The sequence below is a fragment of the Prevotella ihumii genome, from assembly GCF_900155655.1.
Classification (GTDB): domain Bacteria; phylum Bacteroidota; class Bacteroidia; order Bacteroidales; family Bacteroidaceae; genus Prevotella; species Prevotella ihumii.
In genome coordinates, this window is the sequence record NZ_LT706987.1 from 2128067 (window position 1) to 2139235 (window position 11169).

Below are 11169 nucleotides of genomic sequence, written 5' to 3' on the forward strand. Positions count from 1 at the left end.
CCGACTATTCCGACTATTCCGACTGGGGCTAATGACGATTTGGGTTAAAACAATCATCGCACTAAGTATAAAATAAAAAAAATAGAACAATGGCGTTTGTTACACTGATGTAACATCCACATTGTTCTATTCTATTGCGTTTGAAAAAGAGCTCTTAGGACTTGAAAAGCCTTATTTCAGACACTTATCCATTTCAGCCTTAATCGCCTCTTTGTCCATATCTTTGCCTATGAATACCATCTTTTGCATACGGTCGCCATAAGGTTCTTCCCAATCTTTCTTTAGTTTTGGGTGCTTGTCCAACATTTCTCTGAGTTCTTCGGTTGGCATTGTGGCATACCATTGCCCCGCATTTCGCAAGCTCACTTGTTTGCCTGCTTGTTCGAAAACATAGCAAATGTCGGGTTCGTTGTCGAAATAGCAGATACCTTTACAACGAATGATGGTTTTTGGCCAATTGCGTGCAATGAAGTTGTCGAAGAAGTTTAAGTCCATCGGGCGGCGTGCATAATACACAAAGGTATCAATGTTGTACTCTAAAGCTTCGCCACTCTCTTCGTTTTCCAGTCCGTGATGGTGGTGATGGTGGTGATGGTGTCCGTGGTGATGATGGGCTTCTCCGTCTTCGTGGTGATGCTCTTCGTGCTCGTGGTGTTCGTGTTCATCTTCGTGGTGGTGATGTTCCTCTTCTGTTTCCTCATCGCCTTCTATGGCAGCTATCCACGATGCAGATGTAGCCACTTCATCAAAGTTGAACTCGTGTGTATCGAGTATTGCGTCAAAATCTACATCGCCGTAATCGCAAGTTATGATTTCTGCCTTAGGCTGTAGTGCTCTGATAATCTTTTTCACCAATTCAAGCTCTTCAGGCGTCACGTCTGATGCTTTATTGAGCAATATTTTGTTGCAAAACTCTATCTGTTGGATAAGCAAGTTTTCTATGTCGTCCTCGCCTAAGTCCTTTTTCAGCAAGTCGTTACCTGATGAAAATTCGTCACACATACGGCGTGCGTCCACCACGGTGATGATAGAATCCAACACCGCAATCCCATCTTTGGTAAGGTTAGGGTAGAGCTGTGGATAAGCCACGATGCTTTGCGCGATAGGTGCAGGTTCGCATACGCCACTTGCTTCGATAACGATGTAGTCGAACTTCTTCATACTTACGATGTCGCTCAATTGCTGTATCAAGTCCATCTTTAGTGTGCAGCAGATGCAACCATTCTGAAGCGCCACGAGCGAGTCGTCTTGTTGGTCTACTATGCCTCCTTTTTCTATCAAGTCGGCATCAATGTTCACTTCCCCAATGTCGTTCACGATGACGGCAAACTTTATGCCTTTGTTGTTTGCTAAAATGTTGTTTACAAGTGTAGTCTTACCGCTTCCAAGATAGCCTGTTAGCAGTAACACCTGTGTTTGATTATTGTTCATATCGTGTATTTTAAAACTTTTATATTGTTGTATGAGTACAAATATACAATAATTATGCCACACATCGATAAGAAGAGAAAAATCTTTGTTGCTTTTTCAGAAAAAAGTTTGCCGTTCTATATATTTCTTGTACATTTGCAGATGTATAATAATAGGCTGGTTCTATAAATTACCACCGCATATAGTCATTTAACCCAACTCGGTCATTAGAATTTCTCTTTGCCGTACGACACAGAGAAATTCTAATGACCGAGTTGGGTTAAAGAAAATACTTTTGTAATATATTTCATTCTGAGTGGAGGGTATTTGCGGAGTTTTATACTTCGCAGATACCCTTTATTTATCCTTTTATAATGCTCACCATCAGTATTTCGTCTACGGCTGTGATGCCATTCCTGTTGAGCATATAGCGGTCTTTGGCAAACTCAAGTTCGATGTCTTTCGCAGGTTCGTTGGTTTGCCACTTTGTAAAAAACTCGTTGGCGCGCACCAAGTTATGGCACACCCAGTAAGCATAACCCAAGTTTAAGTAATCCTCGTTTGCAGACTTTTCGCTGATAATGCGTTCATATAGCGCAATAGCCTTTTCGGCATTGGTGTCGCAAAGGTGTGCCCAAGCCAAGATGCGTTGTATGCTTGAGTCGTTTGGTGTGCGAAAATCTAATTCGTAAAGTTTGTTCAATGCCTCTTTGGTGCGCCCACGATAAAGCAGACAGAGGCTATAATTGATGGCATACAACTTGTTTTCAGCGTGTGCGCTCATCAGTTTTTCGTAACAAGCCGCTGCATCTTCATACTCCTCCATCTTCATTGCTACGCTGCCCATACCTTTGAGCAGCCACTCGTTATCAGGCTCTATGGCTGCCGCAAAACGGAACTGCTCCAAGGCTTCGCTATACTGTTCGTTGTGGAAAAGCAAATATCCTTTCAGTATGGTGTAGTTGATATGCTCGGAAGAGAACGAATGTAGCAATACTTCCAACTCATTGTAACGCTTGTGCTTATAGAAATATATCCCCAAGCGGAGCTTAATATCGTTGAGCTCACGATACACAAATGCGCTATCTAATAGGAAGTTAGCTTTGCTTTCTATTGATGTTGCAAAAGGGTCTACAAGGTCTTTTCGGTGCGCTATGTTTATTCGGAAGAAGCGATAAAGGTCTTGCAGATACAATCGACGTAGGGAAATGCTCTGTTCGCCCATTGGTGGCATACCGTTCATCGCCAAGCCCTCGCCCGAACTTACCACCTCTCGCATATTCTCTGGCAATTGGGTCAGCACTTGCGACATTGCAAGCGCTAAGGAATATTTGTCAGAGTCGCAGAAGAAACTCTGTGATGCAAGCAATTCCAAAAACTTTGCATCACCCATCTTCCTCACGGTCTCGCTCAGTGCAGGGTGCTGTATATAGAAAGGTGTAAACCAATTAGAAAGGTCGTTGAAGAAGCCGAAACGCTTCATCTGTTTAAATCCTCCGAAGTAAATATCCGAACCCTGTTGCTGCATTTTCATCATCTTCTGAATGTTCTGCTCCATTATTTCCATCTTTTCCTCGTCAGCCGATGGGTTCATAATGCTTTCCAATGGGTCTTCAGTCTTTTCGGTTATGCCGAACCTACTTATATTGAGATTGGAGTTTTGCATTAGGTTGGGCATTATATCCTGCTGTATTTTGTCGTTGTCCTTTTCAGCCGACATACAGCTAAGCAATTGTATTTGAATACTTAACAGCTCCTTTCGGAAGTTTTCGTCAGATAGTAACGGCTTTATCAGTCGGTCTTGCGCTTCTGCGAAAAGCACATTGCCCGTCATAGCAAATACCCAACCCACAAAAGCACGTTGCTTTACGCTTTCCTCCTGTGCATCGGTATAAACGTGGAAAAGCGTACTAAACTTGTTAGGGTCGTACACGTTCATCGCCGAAAGTGTAATGGCACTTACCAATACTTGCTGGTCGATGGTGCTAAGGGTGGGCGAGATCAGCAACCCTTGGTAGAAGTCAGCGTCTTCGGTTGTCCATTGGCACGAAGTGAGAATAGCACAGAACAGCCGGTTAAGGAATACCTGATGGCGTGCATACAGTTCGTCCAACTTTGTTAGCCTTACCGTTTCAGCCTCTAACGATGCCAACGCCACGTCCGAAACATAACCTTCGAGCACCGAACGTAGGAAGTTATGACTTGTGTTAAGGCGGTCGGCAGCGTGGAAAGCATTGACATACGAGGTGTGATTTTTACATTTCCAACTTATCATAAGGTCGGCTGCCACCCTGTAAAGGCGTTCTATGAGCGTGTTATACAATTGTTCGCGCTGTGGGTCGACAAAGCCTCTGAGCATATAGTCTTTCATCAGTTGAAAGTCGTTCACAATGGCTTCGTATTCGTTATATCCCACAAGCGATGCCTTATTCTCGTAGAGCGGTTTCAAGTAATTGAGTGCTTCGCCCAATCGTTTTATCGTCAGACTCTCTATGGCTTGCTGTATGTTGTATTCTGCGTTCACGTTTTTTTCTTTTTGTTTGGTTTCTGGTATGCTTTTGCCTTAAGGATGGTTCTATAAATTACCACCGCATATAGTCATTCAATTTTTATGAAATACGTTTTGTTATCTTTTGGCTTCTTTTTAGTTCAAAATGTAAGTTCGTTCAGTCGTGTAGCTCGCTACACTCCTTCACTCTCTTGCATTTTGACCTCAAAAATAAGCTCAAAATCTAACAAAGCTAATTTATAGAACCAGCCTTAATATTTTCTGTGTTGCGCCCTGATAATGTCTACTGGTCGAGGTGTTATGATGCGCTTAAAGGTGGTTTTTGGCAATGCCGCTACCACTTGTTCGTTCACCTTCATATATTTTTCTATCAGTGCCGCATAATGTTGCACCCCATTGCGGTTTATCAAGTCTACCGCCTTGTTGTATGCCTCTTGAAATTCTGCCTGCTGTTGTGCATCTCCGCTATCTACAAAGACGATAGCCCCTGGTACAAACTGGTCTTCAGCAGAGTTGTACAATATGGTGTTTCCTGCCAATCGCACCTGTGTGGTCTGTGGTTCTGATGCCCATATAGCGTCCACCTCGTCTGCCTGAAGCATCTTTTGTCTTACAAGCACATCATTGATTTGCGCCTTGTAAACAGCATACTTTGGTTTGGCTTTGTCTATTATCTTGTTCGTAAGATAGTCGGTTATGGAATGTCGAGCCATAGCTACAATCTTGTCGCTAAGGTCTGCCAACTTCTTCACGTTCGACTTCTTGTTTACCACCAACTGCCACGAAGCATTGGTTTCGGTGAGATAAATGAGTGGCACACGGCGTTTGGCTTTCAGTCGCTCTGCACGTATCAGGTCGGTAACACACGCTTGCACGCTTCGCCCTATCATTGCAGTGTCGCAATCCATCTGAGCCGTAAAAGGCTTTAGCCTAATATCTACTTTGGCAGTATCGTATAACACACTGTCTTTCAGTAGATATATGGGCAGGCAATCCATCGTTGGCAGCACGCCTACTTTGAACGCTTCCGCCTCAGCTTTGCGCTCTTTTGCAGCCTGTCGTTGTCGTTCTAAATCCTTTTCCTTATCAGACGAACCACAACCATAGAGGACAAGCATTGCTATGATTAACAAGTAATTGAATTGTTTCATACCTTGCAAAATTAAATATAAATTTTGTAACAAGGAAAAATATTCTTACTTTTGTCGTGTTATGGCAAAGGATAAGACAGCATACGTCTGCAACAATTGCGGACAAGAGAGTGCAAAATGGATAGGCAAATGCCCCAATTGTGGACAATGGAACACGTTCAAGGAGATACACATTGCTCCCGAAACATCGAAAAGCATCGGTGAGAAACTCTCGCACGGTGTGATGGGTTATGCCAATAAGAATGTTCCGCAGGCACTCAATAAAGTTTCGTCAACAGAGGAGGTACGCATTGATATGCTTGATGCCGAACTCAATCGTGTATTGGGTGGAGGATTGGTGGCAGGCAGTATGGTGCTTATAGGTGGCGAACCCGGTATTGGAAAGAGTACGCTCACCCTCCAAACGCTGTTGAAGATAGACAAGCGCATGTTGTATGTGAGTGGTGAGGAGAGTCCGCAACAAATAAAGATGCGTGCCGAACGCATCACCAACGTCATTCCCGACAATATTATTATCCTTTCGGAAACATCGTTGGAACGTATCTTTGCCCACATTAAGAATGTAAATCCCGAACTGATAATCATCGACTCCATACAGACCATTGCCACAGAGGCGGTGGCAAGCAGTGCAGGAAGCGTAACACAGATACGCGAGAGTGCGGCAGCCTTGCTCCAGCTGGCTAAGGCAAGCAACATTCCGATAATCCTTATAGGGCATATTAATAAGGAGGGGTCGATAGCAGGACCAAAAGTTTTGGAGCATATTGTAGATACAGTGCTTCAGTTTGAGGGCGATCAGCATTATATGTATCGTATTCTTAGAAGTATAAAAAACCGCTTTGGGTCGACCTCCGAATTAGGTATTTACGAAATGCAACAAAACGGATTGCGCCCTGTGAGCAACCCTTCGGAACTCTTGCTTACCGATGAGCCAAAAGACCTTTCGGGTATAGCCATATCAAGCACCATCGAGGGCGTACGCTCGTTCCTTGTAGAAACCCAAGCTTTGGTTTCGTCGGCTGCCTACGGCACACCCCAACGCTCGGCAACAGGTTTCGACCAACGCCGCTTGAATATGCTTTTGGCAGTGTTGGAGAAGCGTGTGGGATTTAAGTTGATGCAGAAAGATGTGTTCTTGAATATCGCTGGCGGACTGCGCATTACGGATATGGCGATGGACTTGAGTGTTATTTCGGCAGTGCTTTCGTCTAATGTGGATACCCCAATCGAAACAGGGTGGTGTATGGCAGGCGAAGTGGGACTTAGTGGGGAGGTGCGTCCCGTGAGCCGAATAGAACAGCGCATTACCGAGGCTGAAAAATTGGGCTTTAAACACATCATTATTCCTCGCAACAATGCCCAAGGCTTAGACCATAAGTTTGGTATTGCTATTCACCCCGTAGGCAAGGTAGAGGAGGCTTTGCGCCTATTGTTTGGGTAAGAAGACGAAAGCAAAGGGGCAGTGTTTTATACACATCTGTATTTCAAGGAGTTAATGGAACTAAACCCAAATCGGTCGTCCGACCCGTCCGACTTGTCTGACCCGTCCGACCCGTCTGACTCGTCTAACGACCGATTTGGGTTTAACCCCTTCTAACTCCTGCCCAATCTCCTTTGCTTCTATTGTTCTATTTTTCTGTTTCCCCTCTTTCGAAAACAAAACACCTATCTCTGAAAAGCAAAACATATATGTTTGGTGGTGTCAAAGTTCAACTTTGGGAGGGTAAAACATATATGTATTACAAGGTCAAAGATATATGTTTGGGAATGGTTTTCTAACCCATTGATTATAAATAGTTTATGATTGTGTTTCTAATGTTTGATAGCCAATGATTGATTGTTCTGTTTTTCGGTGCTCATTATAGGGCATATATTTCCTATGGGTAGGTTTTATTGGGGTGTAGATTGATAGTTTTTGAGGGTATGGAGCAGAGATCCTTCTCCAACGCTTTAACCCAAATCGCTCATTAGAAAATTTCGCTTTCATTTTGTCTTAAAAAAGAACGAAAAATGTATATTGTGTTAGCATACAGATGCTATAACGCTGACTTGGTCTGCTATAATCTGACTTTTTGCACGAAAAATCGCTAATGACCGATTTGTGTTTAAGGTAGTTTTGTTCTTAGGCAATACTGCTATACCTAATTATAATGGTTTGTTTAGATTTAATCTAAATTTTTTATCATTTTTGTTTCATTTGCTTCCCCATTATTAGGTATTTTTCTAAACTTTGCGCACGCCCCTACACGTGTGCAAACAAATGTTTGTATCTTTGTAAGAATAAAGAGCCGATTGGCGAATTACTCAGCGTTGTCGGACAAGTCGGACGAGTCGGACGGGTCCGACCAGTCCGACCAGTCCGACAAAACTACAGATAACAAAGATTTTATGAAATTATCAGAGCTTAAAACAGGTGAAACTGGTATTATTGTTAAAATATCAGGTCACGGAGGCTTTAGAAAACGAATTATAGAAATGGGATTTATCAATGGCAAGGAAGTGAAAGTGCTTCTTAATGCGCCATTGCAAGACCCTGTGAAATATCAAATTATGGGCTATGAGGTGAGCTTGCGACACAGCGAGGCTGACCTCATAGATGTGGTATTGACTACCGAAACAGCTGAAAAAGAAAGTAAACAGGATAGCAAAACGCCAACTTTGGAGGCTGATGCTTCCGACCCTTACGAACAACCCCTTACCCCTAATGCGGCTAAGGCTGAGGCTAACAGGAAGCGAAAAATCATAAATGTAGCACTTGTGGGCAATCCTAATTGTGGAAAAACCTCACTCTTCAATTTTGCTTCAGGTGCGCACGAACGTGTGGGAAACTACTCTGGTGTTACTGTTGATGCAAAATACGGCTATGCCGACTTTGAGGATTATCGCTTTGAGTTGGTCGACCTCCCCGGTACATATAGTCTGTCGGCTTATAGTCCTGAAGAATTGTATGTTCGAAAACAATTGGTAGAGAACACACCCGATATAGTAATCAACGTGATAGACTCATCCAATTTGGAGCGAAATCTCTACCTCACCACCCAACTCATTGATATGCATATACCTATGGTGTGTGCACTAAATATGTTTGACGAAACCGAAAAGCGTGGCGACCATATAGATTACCGCCAATTGGGCAATCTTTTTGGTGTGCCAATGGTGCCTACAGTGTTCAAAACAGGTAGGGGAGTAGACGCACTTTTTCATCTCCTCATTCAAAATTATGAAGCCAAGGAAGGCGACTATGCAAAGTTTAGACATATTCACATTAATCACGGACACGAGATAGAGCACGGCATAGCAGAGATGCAAGAGCATCTGAAACAAGAATTAGACCTCCGCCAGAAATATTCTACTCGCTATTTGGCAATAAAACTGCTCGAAAATGATGCGGAAACTATAAAGTTGGTAACATCGTTTTCCGATTCTGACGAGATAATAAAGCATAAGGAGGACGCCGTTAAGCGTGTTTACGAGGAGACGGGTAAAGACAGCGAAACGGCAATAATGGACGCTAAGTATGGATTTATCAATGGTGCACTGCAAGAAGTGAATTATGCGACAGGTAAAAAGAAAGATACCTATCAGTTGACCCACGCCATTGATAACATTCTGACCAATAAGTACTTTGGCTTCCCTATATTTTTCTTCATTCTCTACTTGATGTTTTTCACCACGTTCACTTTAGGGCAGTACCCTATGGATTGGATTGATGCAGGTGTGGCGTGGATAGGAGAAATGATAAGCACCTATCTGCCCGATGGACCAGTGAAAGCAATGTTAGTAGAAGGTGTGATAGGTGGTGTGGGTGCAGTGATAGTTTTCTTGCCCCAAATTCTTATTCTCTACTTCTTTATTTCGTTTATGGAAGACAGCGGCTATATGTCGCGTGCCGCTTTCATTATGGATAAGCTGATGCACAAGATGGGGTTGCACGGCAAGAGTTTCATTCCGCTCATTATGGGTTTTGGCTGCAATGTTCCTGCCATTATAGCTACCCGAACCATCGAAAGCCGTAAGAGTAGACTGATAACAATGTTGGTACTGCCAATGATGAGTTGTTCGGCGCGTATGCCTATTTATCTCACCATTATTGGTACGTTCTTTGCACCAGCTTATCGCTCTTTGGTGATGATTTCGCTCTACGTAATAGGTATTTTGTTTGCCGTTCTTTTAAGTCGTTTGTTCTCTAAAACGGTGGTAAAGGGTGAGGATACACCTTTTGTAATGGAGCTTCCGCCTTATCGTTTTCCAACGTGGAAAGCCATAAGTAGACACACTTGGGAGAAAGGAAAGCAGTATCTGAAGAAGATGGGAAGCATCATTCTTGTGGCTTCGCTCCTTGTTTGGGCATTGGGCTATTTCCCTTTGCCTGATAATGACAAGATGAGTAGGGCTGAGCAGCAGGAACAAAGTTATTTAGGACGTATTGGTAAGACCATCGAACCAGTGTTTGCTTTACAAGGATTTGATTGGAAATTGGATGTCGGACTGTTGAGTGGAGTAGGAGCAAAGGAGATTGTGGCTTCAACAATGGGCGTGCTGTATGCTAACAATGAGTCGTTTGCAGACGATAGCGAGTATAACAATGAAGGGGGAAAGTATGACCATTTGCGCAAACAAATGACCCACGATTTGGCAGCAAAACATAATATGAATGTTAAGGAGGCTGAACCTATTGCCACCCTTACGGCCTATAGCTTTCTGATATTTGTGTTGCTTTATTTCCCTTGTGTGGCTACTGTTGCAGCCATAAAGGGCGAGACAGGCAGTTGGAAGTGGGGCATCTTTGCCGCTGTTTATACCACAGTTTTGGCGTGGGTGATGAGTGCTGTAGTGTTTCAAGTGGGGTTGTTATTTATATAACGACAACTTGATGGATAAAAAAGTTTGTGGCTCTATTAGTTTTACCTAACAGAGCCACAAACGCGTTTAATCGAGTTTAATCATATATATTGTAGTCTAGTCCTATAAAAAATGTGTTATCATGGCATCAAACCTTTAACTTCGCTCCCGAAGTAATGTTGGTTGAGATTGTACGTTGTCATAAGAAAAAACGAATTTTTTAGAATAACCTATTCGTATCCTTTAACAATCACATCAATTTTTCGCATCTACTTACTATACTATCTAACTTATAATCAAGTATTAATTTCATCGATGCAAAGATAGAGATAAAATTTTATCCAAACAAATATCTTTTGTTATTCAGAAAATTATGCTACCTTTGCTGTTAGAATGAGGAGTAAACAGAATTTTATTCTACAAAAAGTATATTAAAAGAATATACGTATAAAATTTTGTAAATTTATTTCATTATTGTTGTATAATAATTTAAAAGATATTAGAATGTTGGTAGACCAATTAGACGATATAGACTTAAAAATACTTAGGATTTTACAAAAGGATTCTAATCTTACAGTGAAAGAGTTGGCTGCAAAGATACATCTTTCGCCTTCGCCTACATTCGAACGACAAAAAAGATTGGAGCGAGAAGGCTACATAAAGCGATATACGGCTGTTGTAGACTCAGAAAAGGTGGGAAATCAGATTTGTGTGTTGTGCAATATACGCCTGAAGCAGCACACCAAAGAGTATATAGAGGGATTTGTGCAAGCCATTGAGAAGATTGATGCAATAACCGAATGTTACGACACCAGTGGCGATTACGACTTCCTTGCAAAGGTGTATGCCAAGGATATGCACTCGTATCATTTGTTCTTGCTCAATACTTTGGGGAAAATTCATAGTGTGGGAAATATTCACAGCACATTTATTATGAGTCAAGTGAAAGATGTTGGGGGCGTATTTATTGGAGATAAAAAGTAAAAGGCTTTGAATAGCGAAAGCGTCTTAACACACAAATAGAAGGGCGTATTTATGGCGGATAGAGAATAAAGAGTGATGGGAAAGGTGTTGCAAGGTAGATGCCTTAAAAATAGAAACAATAGATAGAAAATGTTTAAGTTGCAGCAATACTATTAAATGATAGCTTGAAATAAGGTGTATATTGTGCTTTATGGTATATAAAAAGAAAGCCTTGACTGATATCACATCAACCAAGGTTCCAATACTAAAACTAAATTAACCACTAAAAAAACT

The 11169-nt window shown here is 42.2% G+C and carries 6 protein-coding genes; 3 read left to right on the forward strand and 3 right to left on the reverse strand.

Going from position 1 to position 11169, the window contains the following annotated elements; genetic code table 11:
* Positions 1 to 171 precede the first annotated feature (171 nt).
* The 3 genes from CZ367_RS09535 to CZ367_RS09545 all read right to left on the reverse strand — a co-directional run bounded on the left by CZ367_RS09535 (position 172) and on the right by CZ367_RS09545 (position 5070).
* On the reverse strand, positions 172 to 1431 hold the full coding sequence (locus CZ367_RS09535) for a CobW family GTP-binding protein (protein ID WP_077196674.1): 1260 nt from the start codon (positions 1429 to 1431) through the stop codon (positions 172 to 174).
* Positions 1432 to 1771: 340 nt separating this feature from the next.
* Entirely contained in the window at positions 1772 to 3934 is a 2163-nt protein-coding gene (locus CZ367_RS09540) for a tetratricopeptide repeat protein (RefSeq protein WP_077196675.1), read from the reverse strand.
* A gap of 236 nt (positions 3935 to 4170) precedes the next feature.
* Positions 4171 to 5070: an ABC transporter substrate-binding protein gene (locus tag CZ367_RS09545; protein WP_077196676.1), complete on the reverse strand. Its 900-nt coding sequence runs from the start codon at positions 5068 to 5070 to the stop codon at positions 4171 to 4173.
* 61 nt (positions 5071 to 5131) lie between these two features.
* Between CZ367_RS09545 and radA the strand changes: the two genes are divergently transcribed.
* The 3 genes from radA to CZ367_RS09565 all read left to right on the forward strand — a co-directional run bounded on the left by radA (position 5132) and on the right by CZ367_RS09565 (position 10896).
* Positions 5132 to 6511, forward strand: a complete 1380-nt coding sequence (gene radA / locus CZ367_RS09550) for a DNA repair protein RadA (protein ID WP_077196677.1) — start codon at positions 5132 to 5134, stop codon at positions 6509 to 6511.
* A 947-nt stretch (positions 6512 to 7458) separates the two neighbouring features.
* Complete coding sequence (feoB, locus tag CZ367_RS09560) at positions 7459 to 9933, forward strand: ferrous iron transport protein B (protein ID WP_077197421.1); 2475 nt, start codon at positions 7459 to 7461, stop codon at positions 9931 to 9933.
* A gap of 483 nt (positions 9934 to 10416) precedes the next feature.
* Positions 10417 to 10896 (forward strand): Lrp/AsnC family transcriptional regulator, encoded by a 480-nt coding sequence (locus CZ367_RS09565; protein ID WP_077196679.1) that lies wholly within the window; start codon positions 10417 to 10419, stop codon positions 10894 to 10896.
* Positions 10897 to 11169: the final 273 nt, after the last annotated feature.

Bases quoted from the DNA above. Each gene is read 5' to 3' on its own strand.
- CZ367_RS09535 (WP_077196674.1), bottom strand. From the start codon at position 1,431: ATGAACAATAATCAAACACAGGTGTTACTGCTAACAGGCTATCTTGGA.
- CZ367_RS09545 (WP_077196676.1), bottom strand. From the start codon at position 5,070: ATGAAACAATTCAATTACTTGTTAATCATAGCAATGCTTGTCCTCTAT.
- radA (WP_077196677.1), top strand. From the start codon at position 5,132: ATGGCAAAGGATAAGACAGCATACGTCTGCAACAATTGCGGACAAGAG.
- feoB (WP_077197421.1), top strand. From the start codon at position 7,459: ATGAAATTATCAGAGCTTAAAACAGGTGAAACTGGTATTATTGTTAAA.
- CZ367_RS09565 (WP_077196679.1), top strand. From the start codon at position 10,417: ATGTTGGTAGACCAATTAGACGATATAGACTTAAAAATACTTAGGATT.